The organism is Peribacillus sp. V2I11 (assembly GCF_030817135.1).
In the GTDB taxonomy this organism is placed as follows: Bacteria; Bacillota; Bacilli; order Bacillales; family DSM-1321; genus Peribacillus; species Peribacillus simplex.
Genome location: NZ_JAUSYW010000001.1, coordinates 2,287,823 through 2,307,500 on the forward strand (window position 1 = coordinate 2,287,823; position 19,678 = coordinate 2,307,500).

Consider the following 19,678-nt stretch of genomic DNA (forward strand, 5'->3'; position numbering starts at 1 on the left):
CCCCCTATTCCTTTTTCGTAAAATAATTCCCACGGCTGACCTTGATTTTTTTGTCTCTTTCGACCACCTGTGTCAACTTGATTAAAGAAACATAGTCCTCGACAAGGCACTCCTCCGTATGCTCGGATTCGACCAGCACCGCAATTCCGGCAACTGTTGCCTTAAATTCATCCAATAGACTGACCATACCGTTAATGGTACCTCCAGCCTTCATGAAATCGTCTACAATCAATACATTCGAACCCTCAACCAAGCTTCTCTTAGAGAGTACCATAGTCTGAATCCTCTTTGAAGAGCCTGAAACATAATTGATGCTCACTGTAGAACCTTCCGTTACTTTATTATTCCTACTTACAATGACAACTGGAACATTCAAATAATTTGCCACGGCGTATGCTAATGATATCCCTTTGGTTGCCATTGTCATGATGACTGAGACATTTTTCTTGGCATACATTGAAGCGATTATCCTTCCAACCTTATTCACGGTTTGCGGATGTCCTAATATGTCTGTCATATATAGATAACCGCCAGGAAGTAGCCTTTCGGGACTAGCGATCGTATCGCATAATCCATCAATGAAGGCATTGGCTTCTTCTTCCTTGATGGATACAATATATTTCACTCCACCAGCCGCACCTGGAACGGTTGTTAAAGAACCTATCCCGCGTTGTTCAAAGGTATCTTTAATGATTGTCAAATCTTCACTGATCGAGGACTTTGCCGAACTATATCTTTCAGCAAAATAAGTCAGCGAAACAAGTTCCCCTGGATGTTCTAATAAATAATTGGTCATATCGACTAGCCTCTCGCTGCGACGAAATTTCATTGAGACACCCCCTTTGTGAATTCCGAATATTATATAGCAACTATACCACTAATGTACGTTTCTATTCAAGATTGTTTCGATTACCCAGTAATCGGACCGCATAAACTTGATCACAAAATCCGCGAAGTCCATTATAAATTCTTTGCATGCGCGAATCATGTTCCACCAATCCAAAAACGGTCGGACCACTTCCGCTCATCAAGACCGAATCTGCACCAAATGTCTTCATTTGATCTTTAATGTTGGCAACCTCTGGGTATAACTGCAATGTCACTTGTTCCAGAACATTGCCCAACCCCTCACATACATCGTGATAATTGTTATCCATAATAGCCGAAATCATTCCAGGTACATCCGGATGCTCCATTTTTGAAGTTTGGAGCCTTTTGTATATATCTGCAGTCGAAACGCCGATCGTCGGTTTGGCCAAGATTACCCAGCATTTTGGCGGTGCAGGAAGATGCGTGATTTTTTCCCCGCGCCCTCTGGCCAATGCCGTACCTCCATATACACAAAATGAAACATCAGAGCCAATTTCAGCTCCTATTTCCGCAAGTTCATCCATGGAAAGACCAAGCTTCCACAGTCTATTTAAGCCTCTCAAGGTAGCTGCGGCATCACTGCTTCCACCAGCAAGTCCTGCGGCTACAGGTATATTTTTCTCTATAGTTATAGAAACACCTTTATTGATTCCAAAACGTTCCTTTAGAATAAATGCGGCTTGATAAGCTAAATTCCGATGATCATCCGGAACAAATCGATTATGGGATAGAATTTGAATATGATTTCCCGTTATTTCCTTTAGTTCAATTCTATCAGCAAGGTCGACTGTCGTCATGATCATTTCCACCTCATGATACCCATCAGGCCTTTTGAAAAGCACATCCAAAGCCAAATTAATTTTAGCCGGGGCTTTTTCCATAAGCTTCAATATGTCCACCTACTTTAACGTTCTTAAAAGTTCTTGTCCTATTCTATCATATTTGTTTATATTCTAAAGGTTTTTTCATCGTAATTTCAATGTAATGAAGCTAACAATGGCCCTTAGAGGAGAATAGACACATGTAGGCACATGGGAGAGCAGCTACTTCCTGCATCCCAAAAGACTTGCTACATATCCATATAGCATTCACCGATACATAAAAAAACCAGACTCCTTAACTACAATGTAAGCAAAAATGAATAGAGCTATACATTGTATAAAGAGTCCGGCTTCTTTCAACATGACGGCATGTACAATTAAGTGTTTTATCTTACTCTTTGTTCACCAATTGACGTTGTGCTTTTTCGATAGCAAGTTTTACCATGTTCCCTGCGTCCCTGGCCCGGATTCCTCCCCAGCCATCTTTCTGGACAACATCGTAAAATCCAAGTTCTTTAGCCAATTCCTCTTTAAGATCATTTGACATAATCCCTTTTTTCCTGCTCAAGCGAAGCAACCCCTTTCACATGCCGTCACATGCCTAGTGTTTGCATCATACGCTATTTCATTACATCCTTTTTAAGCCTTTATTGGGAGGTCGCAGGATATTCTATACAAAACAAAAAGCAGCAAACAAAGTTGTTCGCTGCCTCGTTTAAGTTACATCTCTTGTTGTTTGTTTAAAAATGTTAGTTCTACGGTTTCCGTTAAAACATCCGCATAGCTGTAAGATACTCTTTCAAACGCATTTTCATCTTGGTCGAGCTCAATTACAAAAACAGCCGGATAAGTTTCCGCCAAAGTTCCAAATCGTTCTACAGTCTTTCTTCTTCCACCGTTTGCTTTTAAGAGCAATCTTTTACCTAGGTTTGAATCAAGTGCAGTTTTAATATCAGCTAGAGTTTTTGGCATTTTCGGTCCACCTCACTAAGTTAAGTATATCACAATTTACAAATATACGCAAACAAAATAATAAATTATATCAGCACTTAAAAATGTAGTCAATATATTTTTATCTGAAATTCGGCAAAATCGCGAACAATTTTATTATATCCTGGGAAATGAAAAATTATGTAAACGAACTATTTCATTATTTATTAAGCCGAATTTTCGTAATTAAATCATTGCCTAGTGACAATACTCAACAAAAAACCGGTTTTTTTGTGAGGATATCCGAATTCTTACCCCATCAAAAGCAAGCTGCATTCTTTCAAAATGCAGCTCGTTCATTCTTCCTGAAAGGGCCTGAAAGGCAACCCGGTCCGTAACACCCCTTTTGTCTCAATTCCCCCCAACCCCTTTTCTCCCGTTAATGTATTCCGAAGGACATCCCATACATGAATATGATCGGAAAAAGACGTAAAGCTTATCTTTCCGACGATATATACCGGATCAAGAGCATGTATATTAACACGGGAAGGAGAACTTGCAAAATTTGCCCCCGCTTGGATCAGCGATTCAAAATGCGATTGACAAGCCCCGGCAAATATAATCAGTTGGTCTAAATGAGAAACCCTCCTTCGCGCTTCTCTAACTGTCTGTACAAAATCCTTTGAGTGACGGTAGGCATTTATATCGGACATCGGTCCTTTTGATTTTGAATAGGCATCATGACCGGTGACAACAAGAATGTCCGGCCGATAATGGTCCAACAACCCCCCGATTCTTTGGGGCATTTCCTTTTCATTGCAATAGATGCCATTGACCGGAATACCGAATTTCTGATATAGATCCATGCATTTCCTTAAGTAAGATGCATCCCCATCAACATGGAGGACCCTCCCTGGTATCTGAAAATATTCACCGCTATAACGATAGCCATTACTGGATTGATAGCCATTTTTTTGTTGTTGCAGCTCTAGATCTTGTGTTAATAAGCGGTAAGATTGTTCTTGAAGTACCTCATTCGACCTTTGTCGATCATTTCTTTCATTATCATTAATGATCATTAAATCTTGAAAAGGTGCATCTGCAATCAGTCGGATATCTTCCCCATAAAGAATGGCTTCACGTCTTCCGTCAATATCACGGATATCGATTACCCGGAACAACACGTCGCATTTATAAGAAACCCGACCAACAATATCGTTTATTTGAATATTCATGGCCCCACCCCATGAGAAGACTTATTTTCAGCCCGCCCTAGTTTATTTTCATTCTTAAGTTATGCGAACCATTCTTGAATGGTGAAAGGTGGGGATTGATTACATTTTCGGGTACGTTCCATCATGATGGGCCAATTTCAAAATGAAAAAAGCCGGAAGCTGGGAGTTACCCCATTCCGACTTGAATCTTCTTTATTTGAAATTCGGCAATAACGCATCACTTAGGCGGCCAAATTCTTTGATGCTCAGTGTTTCTCCTCGTCTGGAAGGATCCACTTCTGCGGCTTCGAGAGCGGCAAGTATGAGTTCTTTTTTCGATTTACCATCTGGCAGCTGACTGGTTAAGTTATTTAAAATCGTTTTCCGACGCTGTGCAAAGCTCGCCCGGGTCACAATGAAGAAGAAATCCTCATCCAGGACCTCGACGATTGGCTTCACGCGCCTAGTAAGGCGGATTACAGCTGAATCAACATTAGGCTGAGGCATGAATACCGTTTTGGGTACTATCATCACCGTTTCGGCTTCCGTATAATATTGAATGGCAATGGATAAAGAACCGTATTCCTTTGTCCCAGGCTTTGCGGCAATTCGATCAGCCACTTCCTTTTGCAGCATGCACACGATGCCCCTAATGGGCAGGTCCTCGGACAATAGCTTTAAAATGATGGGCGTCGTGACATAGTATGGCAGATTTGCAACAACCATCAAGTCCGAGAAGCCAGCAAATTCCTCCTCGATGACCTTCTTGACATCAGCTTTGAGAACATCCCCGTGAATGATGTTTACATTGTCATAGGGAGACAGTGTATCCGATAAGATGGGCAGCAGACGCTGATCAATCTCAAAGGCCGTAACCTTTTTGCTGCTTTTCGCTAGTTGTTCCGTCAATGCCCCGATTCCCGGCCCAATTTCGATGGCGCCGCTTTCCTCTGTCAAATTGGCATGTTCGACAATACGTTTCAAGATATTCGTATCGATTAAAAAGTTTTGGCCTAAGCTCTTTTTAAAGGAGAATCCGTATTTCTTTAATATTTCTTTCGTTCTGACAGGGGTTGCAATATCCTTATTCATTTTTTTCCTCCTGAATTATCTGTACCATCGCTTTCTCAAAAGCCTCAGTTGATATTTGGAACATTTTTAGTCTCTTATATAACTGTTTACCATTGGTAAACCCGATTTTTAAAATAGATCCAAGTTTTTCCCTTCGTTCCTTGGCACCGGATCCCCCGATTAAACCTGCATCTATTAAATCCTGCTGTGAAATCTCTTCTGAAGCCTCTTCATCCATTAATTGGGCATCCTTTAAAGCATTACGAATTGCCTCAGGAGAAGCATGTTCCACACCAATTCCTCTACCTGACTTAGGAAGGGCTTCCTTCTTCGTTAAAAAGGCGTGTTTACAGCCTTTTACTTGTTCCGAAATTATATTCCTGATTTTTTGACCTGGAAAATCAGGGTCTGTGAAAATGATGGCTCCACGTGTCTTTTGTGCAAGCCTCACCTGCTCAATACATGACTCATTAACCGCTGAACCGTTGGTTTCTATTGTATCAGCATTAACAGCCCTTTTTATCGCTACCGTATCGTCTTTTCCTTCTACAACAATAATTTCTTTAATCTTTTTCATGGTTTCCTCCATACAGAAAAGCGCAAGCGCTTTGATTAGCTCTTGGATAAACGTAACCGGTCCCCCGTAAAATTTTCTGGATAGAGAATCCAGTCAAGGTCATTTATGAAAGTTCAACGCATATATTGAAATCTTATGGAATAGTGAGACGTCTATCTTATTAAAACAGTTTTACATGGGGTTTTTCAACAAATGGAAAATAAAACGCAAAAAACAGGAGACGAATTCATCTCCTGCGAGAGAAACCTTATTAGTCCAATACACGAATCTTTACTCTCTTTACACCCCAGCGATAGGCATCATTTTTTGAGGAAAAGAATACGTCAATCCTATTTCCCTTTATTGCTCCGCCTTTGTCAGCAGCTACTGCATAGCCGTAGCCCTCTACATATACTTTTGACCCCATAGGAATTACGTTTGGATCGACAGCAATGATTTTCGCACCCGGATTACTCTTTAGATCTACTCCTGTGGACGTGACACCGGAACAGCCCTTACAACTGGCAGTATAAGCTGTTGATGATACGTATATTTCTTTTCCACTTGAAGAACTAACGTTAGTTACTCCGCGTGATGCTTGGGCAACCGTCGTTCGAGTTCCGACCGTTACAACTTTATCCTGCTTTTTATTAACTACTTTTTCTGAAAGTAATTCTCTTTTGACCTCTTTGCCATTTTCTTTAATAACTTCATATTTCTTAGAAACGAGTCCGTCTTTTCCTTCTTTGACAATTTTCTCTTTCCCTTTTGATAAAGAGTCATCTTTTTTTGTTATGACAGCAAAGTCAACTGGTTCTTCCACTACATCGGTGACTTTTTCAATTCGAACTACGTTTACCGTATTCTCAGCTTCAACCTTTTCGGTTAATTCTGGCTCAACTCGATCCAAATCATTGAGCTTTACTCCTTGTTGCTTTAAAAAGTCAGCGACAGTAGTCGAAGTTGACCATACCTGCTTTTCGTCTCCACCTACCACTAATTTCAGTGAAAAGGCTTTGTCTATGGCAACTTCCATATTCGCTTTCAGCTTCGTACTTTTTGAAGGGATGATCTTATCCTGTTCCTTCACACTAAGATCTTGGTCTTTTAAAAGTTCGTCTACCGTATCGGCAGTGGACCAAACTTCCTTCCTCTTACCATCCTGTACCATGACGATTTTTTGTGCAGGCTTCCAAACCACTTCTAAATCATCATCAACCTTTGTGGCTCTTGATGGGTGGACATAGTCTGCGGCTTGAACGGTAATCTCTAAATCTTCCAACATATCATTTACAGTAGCCGCGTGTGTACGCACTACCTCTTTTTTTCCGTCTAGCATGATTGTTACTGTATCCTTTGTTCCTTGATATATTAGTATTCCCAATGCTGTAGAAACAAGAATAGCACTGCAAATGGCAATAGCCATTCTCTTCTTCCCAAAAGGTTTGGGAATAAGGTTTTTCATAGTTTTTAATAGAATGAAAAACTCCTCCTTCCTCCCGGTGATTATATAGACTTAGTTATCAAGCTGTCAACCCATTCACTTCTCATTCAGGAAATTACTACCTATTATGCATATTCCATATCGAAAAGAAAAGGGCGACTTCTCGACATAATAAGCCTATAGTTGGAGTGAGATTTGTAGAAACCTTAAAAAATGCGATTTTAGCTAGCGAACCCCGGGAGATATTGTAAAAAAAAATGTCAGTTAATGCCGAATAATTTCTTGGCATTTTCCGTTGTTGCCTGGGAAACTTCCTCTATTGTGAGTTGTTTGATTTCTGCAATTTGTTCAGCAACAAGCTTCACATACGAAGGTTCATTACGCTTCCCTCTATAAGGATGGGGAGCCAAGTATGGACAATCGGTCTCTATCAGTAAACGGTCTAAAGGTACGGCTGCTGCCACTTCCTTTGGTTTTCTTGCATTCTTGAAGGTCACAGGGCCACCCAATGAAATATAAAAATTCATATTGATGCATTCCAAAGCCGTTTCTGCACTTCCGCTAAAGCAATGCATGATGCCTCCAACCCTTGATGCCTCTTCTTCCTTTAATATGTGCACGATATCCGCGGTCGCTTCCCGATTATGGATGATAATGGGTAGCCCCACCTTTTTTGCCAATCGGATTTGCTTTCTGAACACCTCCATTTGAACTTCTTTCGGTGACTTATCCCAATGATAATCCAGGCCCATCTCACCAATGGCCACAACCTTTGGATGATTTGATAATTCCTCGATCCATTGTAAGTCCTCTTCTGTCATATCTATAGCATCCACAGGATGCCATCCGACTGCGGCATACATGAAATCATAAGCTTCTATTAATTCCATTGCCCTTATAATAGTAGGCCGGTCAAAACCTACGACTACCATATTATTGACTCCCGCTTCCTTAGCTCTTTCTATTACGTCTTCGAGATCCTCGTTGAATTGTTCCGCATTAACATGTACGTGTGTGTCAAATAACATTATTTTTCTTCCTTTCTAGCACTATTTTATAAAAAAATGAAAGTTTTATGTTTCACATTTAGGTAACAAACAGATTACAAAGGGGCCTATATGCCCAACAAATAAATGTAGAACCAAAAACTAAATCTGTATGAAATTACTTTTTCCAAAAGGATAAAGAAAAAAACATAAAAATGTTTCATATGAAACACCTTTATGTTTTCATCGGTTTATTTTACCTTTGAACCATTTGGAATCGATGAATCTATTGTAGCGACTGAGAGCACACCACCCTGGCTTCCCGCCAAAATCATTCCTTGAGAGAGCTCACCACGGAGTTTAACCGGTTTCAAATTCGTTACGCATATCACTTTTTTGCCTACTAAATCTTCGGGTTTATAGTGCTGTGCAATGCCTGATACGACTTGCCGTTTCTCATAACCCAAATCAAGCTGAAGTTTAAGAAGCTTATCCGCCTTCTTTACCGGCTCAACTTCCATGACCTGAGCAACACGAAGCTCCACTTTTGTAAAGTCATCAATAGTGATTTCATCAACCTCAGGAATCGTCTCTTCCACCTTTTCCTCGGCCTTAGGGGCACCGCCCTGCATTTGTTCTTTAATATATAAAACTTCCTCTTCCATATCCAGACGAGGGAAGATCGGGTCTCCCTTCAAGACTTTTGTTTCAGCAGGAATTTGACCGAACTCCGCTAAACTGTCCCAGGACTTTAACACATCATCCGCGATGTTAAGCTGAGCAAAGATTTTTTCCGGTGTTTGCGTCAAGAACGGTTTCAAAAGGATGGCCGTCCTGCGTAATGATTCCGCCAAATGAACCATGACACTGGCAAGGTCTTCTTTCCTTGATTCATCTTTAGCAAGAGTCCATGGCTGGGTCTCATCAATGAATTTGTTAGTTCTGCTCACGAGTTGCCAAATGGATGTTAGTGCAACTGAAAATTCCATATTTTCCATTGCTTCCTCATATTTGCCTACCGTATCTTGGTTCATTTCAAGCAAAGCCTTTTCGAATTCGCCATTGGATCCTTCGTATTTTGGAATCACACCATCAAAATACTTATTGACCATTGCAACTGTTCGATTTAATAAATTCCCTAAATCATTTGCCAGGTCAAAATTGATCCGTTCCACAAACCCTTCCGGTGTAAATACTCCATCGGAACCAAATGGTACTTCCCGCAATAAATAGTAGCGTAAAGAATCCAAACCGTAACGATCAATCAATGTAACGGGATCCACTACATTCCCTTTTGATTTGGACATTTTACCATCTTTCATGAGAAGCCATCCGTGGGCAAAGACTTTCTTTGGAAGCGGCACGTCAAGAGCCATTAACATGATCGGCCAATAGATTGTATGGAAACGAACGATTTCCTTTCCGACCAGATGTACATCGGCTGGCCAATAATTCAAGTATTTAGAATCATTATCCGTTCCATACCCTAATGCCGTTATATAATTGGTCAAAGCATCTATCCAGACATAAATAACATGCTTTGGATCCCCCGGCACCTTGATGCCCCAATCGAAAGTAGTACGTGAAACGGCCAGATCTTCCAATCCAGGCTTGATGAAGTTATTGATCATTTCATTTTTGCGGGATTCCGGTTGAATGAAATCCGGGTTTTCCTCATAAAACTTCAATAACCGATCGGCATATTTACTCATCTTAAAGAAATAAGATTCCTCTTTTACCTTTTCAACGGGCCTGCCGCAATCAGGACAGTTTCCATTGCTTTCTTCCACCTGACGTTCCGTGAAGAAAGATTCGCAAGGTGTACAATATAACCCTTCATATTGGTCCAAGTATATATCACCCTGGTCCAATAGCCTTTGGAATATCTTGGCTACGACCTCTTTATGGCGATCTTCCGTCGTCCTGATGAAATCATCATACGAAATATCAAGCTTTTCCCAGAGCTCTTTAATCCCTGATACGATATTATCTACATATTGCTGTGGAGTGATTCCTTCCTCAGCCGCTTTACGCTGAATTTTTTGACCATGTTCATCAGTGCCTGTTAAATACATGACATCGAAACCACGCATCCTTTTATAACGAGCCATGGCATCCCCTGCCACTGTCGTATACGCGTGCCCTATATGTAAATTACCACTTGGATAATATATGGGTGTCGTGATATAGAATGTTTTTAATTTATCTTGCACTTCGTTCCCTCCTCATCTTTTGAAAAAACGGCTATAGGACTGGCCCAAGCCATAAAAATATATTTAAGCTATTATCTCTATTTTAACGCTATATACAATTCTGTGCGACAATTATCACTAATCTAATCATCATGTTAATAGAATAAAAAAATTATAAGAAAATCTCATTTTAAAAATAAGGGTCCTGGACGTAAACTTCCTTTATGACAGCATTACCTCTTACCTTAACAAAATATACCTAAATTTCTTTTTTTGTGCAACAACTCACATATTCGCAAACTTTTTTCGAAAAATTATCCTTAATTCAGAACTTTTGTTTTGAAACCAAATTATATTTAATCATATAATAATGAAGTATGTTTTTATGTGCACACTTTGTCGAAATGTGGTGAAGTGAGTAGTTCTTTGTAACCTGCATTTCTTTACTTTTAAAGACATAACCGATTTTTTCTCTTCAAATGCCTTTTTGTTACACGAAATGAGCCATGCTATTTCTTACAAAAAAATGAAAATAAATCATTGACGAATTTGGGAATGGCTGGTATTATAAATTTATAAAAAAATTTGTCGAATATTGGCGAAAAAAATAGAAATAGGGTATTAGATTGTAACTGAGAGGAGAAATTTTTAAATGAAATCTACAGGTATTGTTCGTAAAGTTGATGAGTTAGGCCGGGTGGTTATTCCAATCGAACTTCGTCGTACATTGGGTATCGCTGAGAAAGACGCTCTTGAAATCTATGTTGATGATGAGCGCATCATCTTGAAAAAATACAAACCAAACATGACTTGCCAAGTTACAGGTGAAGTTTCCGATAACAACCTTACACTTGCTAATGGTAAATTGATTCTTAGTCGTGAAGGTGCAGAATTACTTATTCAAGAAATTCAACAAAACTTCACTGCTTCTAAATAAATGATATAAAAAAAACTTCCGGTCTTCGGAAGTTTTTTTTTGCTTATTATTATTGTATATCTATGTGATACGCTTGATATACATCGCGTTTTTGCAAATTGCGATCTTTTGCGACCTGCTTGATTGCGTCCTTTGAAGTGAACTGCTTGGTTCCAATATAATGATTAACATGACCTACGATGTCAAGGGCCATCCACCAAGCTTCTTCAGGTTCATCCTCCGACCATTGCCCACCTTCTATTATTAAACAGAACTCACCGCGAATTTCGGATTCCATCGCCCACGTCAATGCTTCACTAACAGTCCCTCGAATGAACTCTTCAAATTTCTTGGTTAATTCGCGGCATAATACTATCCGACGATCACCTAGAATTTCATTCATATGTTTCAATGTTTCTTTCAATCGATGTGGCGATTCATAAACGATCCAAGTCGATTCCATTTTTTTTAATTTCTCAAGTTCCTGCTTTTTTTCTTTTGCTCCCCGTTGTAGAAAGCCATAAAAGTAAAAAGGCTGCGGAATCAGTCCAGATGCGATCAATGCAGTTAATGCAGCATTGGCCCCCGGCAACGGGATTACTTTAAACTGTTCGGCAATGGCATCTTTGACCAGTTCATATCCAGGATCGGATATCGTCGGCAAGCCGGCATCACTTACCAACGCGATGACCTCTCCAGATCGAAGCCTCTCAAGCATCTGCTTCCCGCTATACTCCTTATTATGTTCATGGTAACTGACGATAGGTGTCGAAATTTCAAAGTAGTTGCATAATTTCTTCGTATTTCGCGTATCCTCAGCAGCAATGACATCCGCTTCCTTTAAGATTCTTAAAGCCCGGAAACTCATATCCTCAAGGTTTCCTATCGGAGTAGGAACCAGATATAGAGCTGGCTCCAATCCTTCTTTTTCAAAACTCTTTTGCTGCCACATATCATGTATCCTCCTTTGCCATCCACTTTTGCTTTTGTTTTCTTGTTAATTGCTTAAATTTATATTCAGCCTGCATGGCCAATGTCTGTGTTTCGAATATTTCATGATAAATCAGTTCAACCGGGGTCCGGCCTCGTGTATACTTTGCACCCCTGCCTTGATTATGAGCATCAATCCTACGGGCCAAATTATTTGTATACCCAGCATAATAGCTGCCGTCCCTGCATTTTAAAACATAAAAATAATGCTTATTCCTCTCCATATAAAATCCTTCTGATTTCCGGATTATACTCATTTTGATCATTATATACAACAAGCGGAGGAAGAATCTTCAAATCAGGGTTGCCGTCCTTTATCCCTTCTATAAGAATCGTATTCGCTTCTTTTGAACTCTTTGGATAAACGAATTGCAGTCGCTTCGGTTCAATTCTGTACATCCTCATGAAACGCAGGATATCCATCAGACGGCCCGGTCTATGAACGAATGCCGCTTTCCCACCTTGACGCAGCAATTGACTTGAAACACGCATGACGTCCTCAAGATTACACATTATTTCATGGCGGGCAATTGCAAAATGCTCATTTTTGTTAATTTCCTCGATAGATGGCGTCGGGAAATAGGGTGGATTGCAAGTAACCACATCATATTTGCTATACCCTATCTGTTTTGGAATTTCTTTTATATCCCCGTGAATCATCTCGATCCGGGAGGATACGCCATTATAGTCCATGCTCCTCTGCGCCATGTCATATAACCGTTCTTGAATTTCAACACCGGTAATTGTCCCTTTCGTTCTTGTACTCAGCAACAAAGGTATGACCCCATTCCCTGAGCAAAGATCTACGATTTTACCTTTTTGGATCGGTACATTTACAAACCTTGATAATAAAACGGCATCTAATGAAAAAGAGAACACCGATGGGCTCTGGATGATCCTTAAATTCTCAGCCAATAGATAATCCAGGCGCTCATCTCCTTTAAGTTCTACCATTGCTGTTACCCTCCTAATCATGTATGGAAAAAGCATGTTTAGGGTCCATGCTTCGACATTACTATCGTACAAAAAGGGGTCTGACTCATAGTATGCGTCAGACCCCGAATCACTATATATTGTAAACGGTCTATCTATCACGTAAAAGAGATGGAACATCTTTTATATTATTCCATTATCACTTCTTGTTTAAAAAAGATAAACAGAACAGGCAATCCCCTTCTTTTCGTAAACTGCCAAAATGCAGATTGCAAATATGAAAGCCTTCTTGATAGATACGTGCTAAATTATCATAGCCTTCTCCGATATCCATAACCTTGTCCGCACTTGCAGTACGGTTTTTCACTTTTTGTTTGACCTTTACTGCAGCAGGCGGACTTTTGACTTCGACAAGGCCCAATCGATGGCGCAAATGCTCGTTCTCCAGCTTGAGCGACTGATTTTCCTCAAGGATTTCAGCTAAGTTCTGCTTCAATTCTCCAAGCTGCTTATATAATTGGCCTATCTGGGCTTCCATATTGGTCACCGACTCAAAAATATCTTTCTTATCCACGCTCTCCCACCACCTTAATAATCTGTGGCTTGAATAGAAACGGCTCCCTCTTTTAGAATCTCATCTAGAGTATACTCTAATACTCTTTCTTGCTCGATTAGTTCAATCTGAAGTACGCGTTCTAGAATATTAAGCCCAACTACTTTGCCTTTGCCACCAGGCGTATTAATCATTTCACCTAAATCAGGAAGCATTTCCTTCGCACTTTCATACTCATCATTTTCATATTTCAGACAGCACATCAATCGACCGCATAAACCTGAGATTTTTGTAGGGTTTAATGATAAATTCTGATCCTTCGCCATTTTGATGGAAACCGGTTCAAAATCTCCAAGAAATGTGGAGCAACATAGCATTCTGCCACAAGGTCCGATGCCACCAAGCATCTTTGCCTCATCCCTTACCCCAATTTGGCGCAGTTCTATGCGAGTTCTGAATATGGCAGCTAAATCTTTGACTAAATCACGGAAATCCACGCGACCATCCGCTGTAAAATAAAACACGACTTTATTTCTGTCGAAAGTATATGCCACATCAACCAGCTTCATATCAAGCTTATGCTCCACAACCTTTTGACAACATATAGAGTAAGCCTCTTCTGCAGCCGCCTTGTTCTCGTCTACAATCAGCTTATCTTTTGCATCAGCGACCCGAAGTACTTTTTTCAATGGCAGGACAACATCGTTTTCATCTACTTGTTTACGGGCTGTAACGACTTTACCGAATTCAACACCGCGGACAGTCTCCACTATTACAAAATCGTCCTTAGGAATAGCGAATTCACCCGGATCAAAGTAGTATATTTTGCCCGCCTTTTTAAAACGGACACCTACAACATCATACAAATCATGATCCCTCCTGCAAATTCAGCACAAGCTGTTCCATCAACAGCTGTGGATTCGTGTTGGACATCAGCTTCCGTTTTGCTTCCAAAATGCAACCCATATGTTCAGCAAGGCGTCTTGGGGAAAGATGAAGAGCGTGAGTTTCAAATTCCTTCAGTTTATTTTGGAAAACAACGAAGTCCTTTTTGTCCAACTGAATGTATAATAAATCCTTATATATAAGAAGTAACAAATCAAGACCTCTGTCAACCTGTTCTCTTTCTTTAAAGTGCGTGAACCAATCCGTCTGAAGGTACAGCAATGCCTTCAAGGAATTAAGTTTTAACACTTCATATAATTTTACCACTATTTTTTGAGCTTGTACAAACCATTCATCATGGCTAAGCTCGATTCCAGCTTCCACATTCTGTGTTATATGTGCGATAACCGAGGCCAGCTGTGGTTCTACTTCCTGTTCTATCAGCTTCCGTTTCACATTCTCAGGAGACAATGGCTTGAACGAAATCACTTGGCACCTTGATAATATAGTCGGTAGAATCCTCTGAAGCTGTTCGGTCATCAATATTGCTACAGTATCAGCCGAAGGTTCTTCTAAAAATTTCAGTAGACTGTTGGCTGCCCCCACCGACATTTTGTCCGCATCGGCAATCATATAAACCTTTCGATCTGCCTCTACGCTTTTTTTCGAAAATTCTTCCTGAAGCCCCTTAATTTGTTCTTTCTTAATTGAGAGACCGTCTCTTTCTATCAAATGGACATCAGGATGATTCTCACTTGAAATCCGTTTGCAATTCCGACAAAGTTCGCATGGCTCATAACCTGCTGTCGGGGCTTCACATAGTAAGCTTTTGGCAAAGGCATTGCTTATCTCTTGCTTACCTGTCCCTTTTTCCCCTTCAAATAAATACGCATGAGCCACCCTGTTCTTCGTTATGCTATTTTGCAGCATCGTCATTACCTGCGGCTGAATTTGACTCATGTCCTGCCATGTTTTATCCAAAACCATCAACTCACTTAAGTATATAAATTAAACAGAAGACCTTTAATCTCGCCTATCGTTTCCAATATTTCAAGCGAGCTTTTCTCTTTATTAAGAATTTCCTCGCTTAACTCAACTAATCTTACATCTATCGTTTCCATGGTTTTCAACGGCCGGTTCTGTCCATATTCGTTCCAACTCGTGGATTGCTTCAGTTCCAGTCCATATTCAACCGCTTCTTTAACAAACCGTTTCACCAATGCTTTATATTTTGCCAATTCCCTAAAAGTACGTGACCTTACTAAACGCTGACCTGCCCCTTCAATATCGCCTATCAAACGGTTTAATGTTTGGATTTACATCTTTTGATCCTGTGTCTGGACCATTTGTTGAAATCTTCCATTTCCTGTTTGAAACTGTTTGGCATCCTGACACGATTTATCCAGCTTAATAGTGATGTCCTGGTTGATTTTCATAATGAACCTCCCTGAAACTAACCGTTAAAATTGCAAAAAGTTTTCAACCGGCAGAACAAAAATGGTCGCACCGCCTACTTGAATCTCCACTGGGTAAGGTACATAGGACTCGGCATTCCCACCCATCGGTGAAACCGGTGATACTAATTGGGATCTTGACTGACAATTCTGTTTGATGATCTGGATGGCTTGATCAACACGTTCATCCTCTGTGCCAATCATAAAAGTCGTATTACCTGATTTTAAAAACCCGCCAGTGCTGGCTAGCTTGGTCGTTCCGAAATTATTTTCCACTAATTCATTCAGCAGGCGATGACTATCCTTGTCTTGAACGACAGCAATGATCATTTTCATTCTCATCATCCTCCGGTTACTCTGAATTTTTACTAACTCCATTATAGCAACTAGTCCTTGCATGGAATAGTATTGGTTGAATAATATGGAAACCTATATATTTAGTTTCCTGCTTCCGCTAAAAAATTCAACAAGCTGGCTTTCGTTTCCTCAAGGACTTCATCTATTGTCCGGCCTGCATCCACGATAATGAAACGGTCTTTACATCTATTTATAATGAACTGATACCCCTCACAAACTTTTTTATGGAAGTCGAGGGCTTCAAGGTCCAGCCGGTTCACTTCCCGTTCCCCATTGGACTTGATACGTCTTAATCCTTCTTCTGGGTCGATATCAAAAAAGAACGTGGCATCTGGCATCATATCTCCAATTGCGAATTTATTGATATTGTAAACTTCTTCTATATCCAAACCCCTTGCATGACCCTGATAGGCTAACGAGCTATCTATAAATCGGTCACAGAGGACAATTCCCCCTCGTTCCAACTCAGGCATGACCACTTCCACTAAATGCTGACGCCTTGCTGCTGCGTATAATAAAGCCTCTGTTCTCGAGTCCATGGCTGTATTATCTTTATTAAGGATCACTTCCCTAATTTGTTCCGAAATGGGAACTCCCCCTGGCTCACGCGTTAATAGGACTCGGTAGCCTTCTTGTTGCAGAGCTTTGCCAAGCATTTGGGTAATTGTTGTTTTCCCGGCACCCTCAGGCCCTTCCATTGTTATAAAAATACCACGTTTCATCGATGTACCTCCAAGGTTCTTTGTTTGTAGTATATCATTTTAACCAGTCTGCCCGCTTTCATAAACGATCAATTCTCCGTTTGAAAGGGAGGAACCGCCATGAAACCTTGATCCCAGTTCTAGCAGTCTCCTCAAATTTGATATATGCTCAGGAGTAATCATTTCCCCGGACATAATTAATGGGATGCCCGGCGGATAAGGAATGACCATCTCGGCAGATACCTCACCCACTGCTTTCTGTAATACGACAGGTTTTGATTTACTATGCTTCATGACGGAGTATGGCATTTCAAGTCCTGTCATTGACCTTCCATCACGCCAGAGGACCCCAAGGTCTGCTACCTTGTTTCCCGTTCTGTCTTCAGTGGCACTTTTTATAGTTCCAACGATTTCATGAAAAGGAAATTCGTCACCCATTTTTAATAAGGGTAATATCATTAATAAATTATCAGGATCAGCCAATTCCGTAAAAATGCCTTCGGCTTCACATAGCTGCTGTAACTCAAACCCGCTTAAACCATTTGTTGATTGAATGACTACTTTCAACGGGTCTGCCAAGGTGCCTAGTGGAGCCTCCAGCACCCTTACTGTTTGCAGGGCACCTAATTCCCCTCTAAAATCTGATATCTTTTCAATAAGGGATCTTTTATCTTCTGATGTAAAAGCGGCTAAGTAGGCTCTGGCCAAGTCGAGCGATCCCATAATTGGGTAAGATGGACTGCTTGACTGAAGCATTTGTAAATAGAATGATACTTGATCGACATCAACTAAGGAAGAATTCACATGAAGAAATGACCCCATCGTCATGGCCGGCAGTGTTTTATGCGCTGAATGGACAACGGCATCTGCCCCTGCCGAAATTGCCGGTTTAGGAAACGGACCTCCTAACTGAAAATGTGCGCCATGGGCTTCGTCCACCAGCACCGGAATCCCCTTTCGATGTGCGAGTTTTACCATTTCCGTCAAGTCTTCACCAAGACCATAATAATTCGGATAGGTAACAACGATGGCTTTTACATCTGGATGCACACTCAAGGCTTCCTCAATTAATTTTGATCCTACACCGCCAGCAATGCCCCATTTCTCATAATAGGCTGGTTGTATAAAAATCGGTTGTACATTCGCTAACATCAATCCATGTAAAATTGATTTATGGCAGTTTCTTTGGACAAGGACCTTATCACCTTCCCGGCAAGCAGCAAGAATCATGGCAATGTTGCCTACGGTTGACCCATTAACCAGAAAATAACTCCGCTTTACCCCATATAGATCAGCGAGTAGTTGCTCGGACTTTAAAATGGCGCCCTCTGGAGCATGGAGGTCATCTAAACCGCTTATCTCCGTGGCATCAATACCAAGCAGGGGCTTGTATAAGGCTTGGCCCTTTTTATTAAACACCCATCCATTTTTATGTCCTGGGACATGCAGTGATATTGGGCCTTTTTTATGAAAAGCACTCATTGCATCGAACAATGGTGTCTGTGATTGATTCATTTTTCTCTTCCCTCATATCATAGTATTTTTTCATTTTATCAAATAAGTTCAATTTTATCTCATATTCCGTCGACAGAAAGGCAATTATGTATCTCCGAACAGTCTGTTTGTAGGGAGCATGCAGAAACATGGGAGCATGCTGCCAAGCATTCTTCTAAAGTACCAAAAAAAGAATCAGAGAATAAAGAAACACACATTTCTTTTTTCTCTGACTCTTTAACTCTCCACAAACTAATTTTTCATGAAAATATTTCAGGATTAGTGATTTTTCTTAATTGCTTTAAGTAATATTGGTACTTGGGATCGCTCGTATCCGTCCCGATCATATCCCTTTCGCATTCGTCACAAATAAAAGTCGTATAAAGATGTATACCCATTCCTTTTATTTGTTCACAAACCGCGCATGTTTCCCCTGCCGTTGTTTTGGTTGTTGTTGTCCCCAACATCTCCACCTCCATACCTGCATTCTCCCCAAAAACCATTGTTCGCATACATTAATTTAAATAGTTTAAGAGAACCGGGATGCTTTTAACAATGTATGATGAAGAATTTCAATACGTGTATGTCTTTATAAAAGTTTCCATAATTGATAATCCCTTAATATCCAATGATTTTTCTTTGCATTAAGAAAAAAAGACCAGCCGGATGGCTGATCTTTTAAATGGCTTGGCGGCGTCCTACTCTCACAGGGGGAAACCCCCAACTACCATCGGCGCTGAAGAGCTTAACTGCCGTGTTCGGAATGGGAACGGGTGTGACCTCTTCGCTATCGCCACCAAACATATCAGGAACATTGTTCCTTCAAAACTAGATAATAAGAAGGTATTTCATTTTTTTAAAAGCGTTGGTTAAGTCCTCGATCTATTAGTATCAGTCAGCTCCACATGTCGCCACGCTTCCACCTCTGACCTATCAACCTGATCATCTTTCAGGGATCTTACTAGCTTGCGCCATGGGAAATCTCATCTTGAGGGGGGCTTCATGCTTAGATGCTTTCAGCACTTATCCCGTCCGCACGTAGCTACCCAGCTATGCCTTTGGCAAGACAACTGGTACACCAGCGGTGCGTCCATCCCGGTCCTCTCGTACTAAGGACAGCTCCTCTCAAATTTCCTGCGCCCGCGACGGATAGGGACCGAACTGTCTCACGACGTTCTGAACCCAGCTCGCGTACCGCTTTAATGGGCGAACAGCCCAACCCTTGGGACCGACTACAGCCCCAGGATGCGATGAGCCGACATCGAGGTGCCAAACCTCCCCGTCGATGTGGACTCTTGGGGGAGATAAGCC

At 40.9% G+C, this 19,678-nt stretch carries 22 protein-coding genes and 2 rRNA genes (1 of these 24 only partly in view); 1 reads left to right on the forward strand and 23 read right to left on the reverse strand.

Going from position 1 to position 19,678, the window contains the following annotated elements; genetic code table 11:
• Positions 1 to 4 precede the first annotated feature (4 nt).
• From purR to metG, 10 genes are all read right to left on the reverse strand, one after another.
• Positions 5 to 829 carry a pur operon repressor gene (purR, locus tag QFZ73_RS11035; RefSeq protein ID WP_063235908.1) on the reverse strand — a complete coding sequence of 275 codons (825 nt, stop codon included), beginning with the start codon at positions 827 to 829 and terminating at the stop codon, positions 5 to 7.
• Positions 830 to 890: 61 nt separating this feature from the next.
• Positions 891 to 1,760, reverse strand: a complete 870-nt coding sequence (gene ispE / locus QFZ73_RS11040) for a 4-(cytidine 5'-diphospho)-2-C-methyl-D-erythritol kinase (RefSeq protein ID WP_251436695.1) — start codon at positions 1,758 to 1,760, stop codon at positions 891 to 893.
• Between the two features lie 322 nt (positions 1,761 to 2,082).
• Positions 2,083 to 2,259 (reverse strand): small, acid-soluble spore protein, alpha/beta type, encoded by a 177-nt coding sequence (locus QFZ73_RS11045; RefSeq protein WP_251436698.1) that lies wholly within the window; start codon positions 2,257 to 2,259, stop codon positions 2,083 to 2,085.
• Between the two features lie 152 nt (positions 2,260 to 2,411).
• A complete protein-coding gene (gene veg, locus QFZ73_RS11050; protein ID WP_034316343.1) occupies positions 2,412 to 2,663 on the reverse strand; it encodes a biofilm formation stimulator Veg in 252 nt (83 codons plus the stop codon).
• Between the two features lie 314 nt (positions 2,664 to 2,977).
• Positions 2,978 to 3,856 (reverse strand): sporulation peptidase YabG, encoded by an 879-nt coding sequence (yabG, locus tag QFZ73_RS11055; protein ID WP_251436701.1) that lies wholly within the window; start codon positions 3,854 to 3,856, stop codon positions 2,978 to 2,980.
• Between the two features lie 192 nt (positions 3,857 to 4,048).
• A complete protein-coding gene (rsmA, locus tag QFZ73_RS11060; protein ID WP_307265974.1) occupies positions 4,049 to 4,927 on the reverse strand; it encodes a 16S rRNA (adenine(1518)-N(6)/adenine(1519)-N(6))-dimethyltransferase RsmA in 879 nt (292 codons plus the stop codon).
• Positions 4,920 to 5,483 carry a ribonuclease M5 gene (rnmV, locus tag QFZ73_RS11065; RefSeq protein ID WP_096340998.1) on the reverse strand — a complete coding sequence of 188 codons (564 nt, stop codon included), beginning with the start codon at positions 5,481 to 5,483 and terminating at the stop codon, positions 4,920 to 4,922. Before rnmV ends, rsmA begins: the two co-directional genes overlap by 8 nt.
• Before the next feature lie 250 nt (positions 5,484 to 5,733).
• Positions 5,734 to 6,888: a G5 and 3D domain-containing protein gene (locus tag QFZ73_RS11070; RefSeq protein WP_307265978.1), complete on the reverse strand. Its 1,155-nt coding sequence runs from the start codon at positions 6,886 to 6,888 to the stop codon at positions 5,734 to 5,736.
• A 278-nt stretch (positions 6,889 to 7,166) separates the two neighbouring features.
• Positions 7,167 to 7,934, reverse strand: coding sequence for a TatD family hydrolase (locus QFZ73_RS11075; protein WP_251436709.1), 768 nt, complete (start codon positions 7,932 to 7,934; stop codon positions 7,167 to 7,169).
• A 209-nt stretch (positions 7,935 to 8,143) separates the two neighbouring features.
• A complete protein-coding gene (metG, locus tag QFZ73_RS11080; RefSeq protein WP_307265980.1) occupies positions 8,144 to 10,105 on the reverse strand; it encodes a methionine--tRNA ligase in 1,962 nt (653 codons plus the stop codon).
• Positions 10,106 to 10,736: 631 nt separating this feature from the next.
• Here metG and QFZ73_RS11085 point away from each other — a divergent pair.
• Complete coding sequence (locus QFZ73_RS11085; protein WP_048689982.1) at positions 10,737 to 11,021, forward strand: transition state genes transcriptional regulator AbrB; 285 nt, start codon at positions 10,737 to 10,739, stop codon at positions 11,019 to 11,021.
• 49 nt (positions 11,022 to 11,070) lie between these two features.
• Here QFZ73_RS11085 and rsmI read toward each other — a convergent pair whose 3' ends face one another.
• From rsmI to QFZ73_RS11150, 13 genes are all read right to left on the reverse strand, one after another.
• Entirely contained in the window at positions 11,071 to 11,952 is an 882-nt protein-coding gene (gene rsmI, locus QFZ73_RS11090) for a 16S rRNA (cytidine(1402)-2'-O)-methyltransferase (protein ID WP_251436715.1), read from the reverse strand.
• A gap of 1 nt (position 11,953) precedes the next feature.
• On the reverse strand, positions 11,954 to 12,214 hold the full coding sequence (locus QFZ73_RS11095) for a GIY-YIG nuclease family protein (protein WP_251436717.1): 261 nt from the start codon (positions 12,212 to 12,214) through the stop codon (positions 11,954 to 11,956).
• Positions 12,201 to 12,944 carry a tRNA1(Val) (adenine(37)-N6)-methyltransferase gene (locus QFZ73_RS11100; protein ID WP_251436719.1) on the reverse strand — a complete coding sequence of 248 codons (744 nt, stop codon included), beginning with the start codon at positions 12,942 to 12,944 and terminating at the stop codon, positions 12,201 to 12,203. The genes QFZ73_RS11095 and QFZ73_RS11100 overlap by 14 nt, the downstream gene beginning before the upstream one ends.
• A 178-nt stretch (positions 12,945 to 13,122) precedes the next feature.
• Positions 13,123 to 13,461, reverse strand: a complete 339-nt coding sequence (yabA, locus tag QFZ73_RS11105) for a DNA replication initiation control protein YabA (RefSeq protein WP_373459005.1) — start codon at positions 13,459 to 13,461, stop codon at positions 13,123 to 13,125.
• A gap of 50 nt (positions 13,462 to 13,511) precedes the next feature.
• On the reverse strand, positions 13,512 to 14,342 hold the full coding sequence (locus tag QFZ73_RS11110; RefSeq protein WP_251436724.1) for a PSP1 domain-containing protein: 831 nt from the start codon (positions 14,340 to 14,342) through the stop codon (positions 13,512 to 13,514).
• A 1-nt stretch (position 14,343) separates the two neighbouring features.
• Positions 14,344 to 15,348, reverse strand: a complete 1,005-nt coding sequence (gene holB / locus QFZ73_RS11115) for a DNA polymerase III subunit delta' (protein ID WP_373458927.1) — start codon at positions 15,346 to 15,348, stop codon at positions 14,344 to 14,346.
• 8 nt (positions 15,349 to 15,356) lie between these two features.
• Entirely contained in the window at positions 15,357 to 15,677 is a 321-nt protein-coding gene (locus QFZ73_RS11120) for a YaaR family protein (protein ID WP_307272733.1), read from the reverse strand.
• A 144-nt stretch (positions 15,678 to 15,821) separates the two neighbouring features.
• The gene (locus QFZ73_RS11125) at positions 15,822 to 16,151 is read right to left on the reverse strand and encodes a cyclic-di-AMP receptor (RefSeq protein WP_061440312.1); all 330 of its coding nucleotides are present in this window, start codon (positions 16,149 to 16,151) and stop codon (positions 15,822 to 15,824) included.
• A 101-nt stretch (positions 16,152 to 16,252) separates the two neighbouring features.
• On the reverse strand, positions 16,253 to 16,894 hold the full coding sequence (gene tmk, locus QFZ73_RS11130) for a dTMP kinase (protein ID WP_307265990.1): 642 nt from the start codon (positions 16,892 to 16,894) through the stop codon (positions 16,253 to 16,255).
• Between the two features lie 39 nt (positions 16,895 to 16,933).
• The gene (locus QFZ73_RS11135; protein ID WP_307265992.1) at positions 16,934 to 18,388 is read right to left on the reverse strand and encodes an aminotransferase class I/II-fold pyridoxal phosphate-dependent enzyme; all 1,455 of its coding nucleotides are present in this window, start codon (positions 18,386 to 18,388) and stop codon (positions 16,934 to 16,936) included.
• 239 nt (positions 18,389 to 18,627) lie between these two features.
• Complete coding sequence (locus QFZ73_RS11140; RefSeq protein WP_251436735.1) at positions 18,628 to 18,846, reverse strand: sigma factor G inhibitor Gin; 219 nt, start codon at positions 18,844 to 18,846, stop codon at positions 18,628 to 18,630.
• Positions 18,847 to 19,052: 206 nt separating this feature from the next.
• A 5S ribosomal RNA gene (gene rrf, locus QFZ73_RS11145) occupies positions 19,053 to 19,168 on the reverse strand.
• Positions 19,169 to 19,232: 64 nt separating this feature from the next.
• A 23S ribosomal RNA gene (locus QFZ73_RS11150) occupies positions 19,233 to 19,678 on the reverse strand; it runs 2,487 nt beyond the window's last position.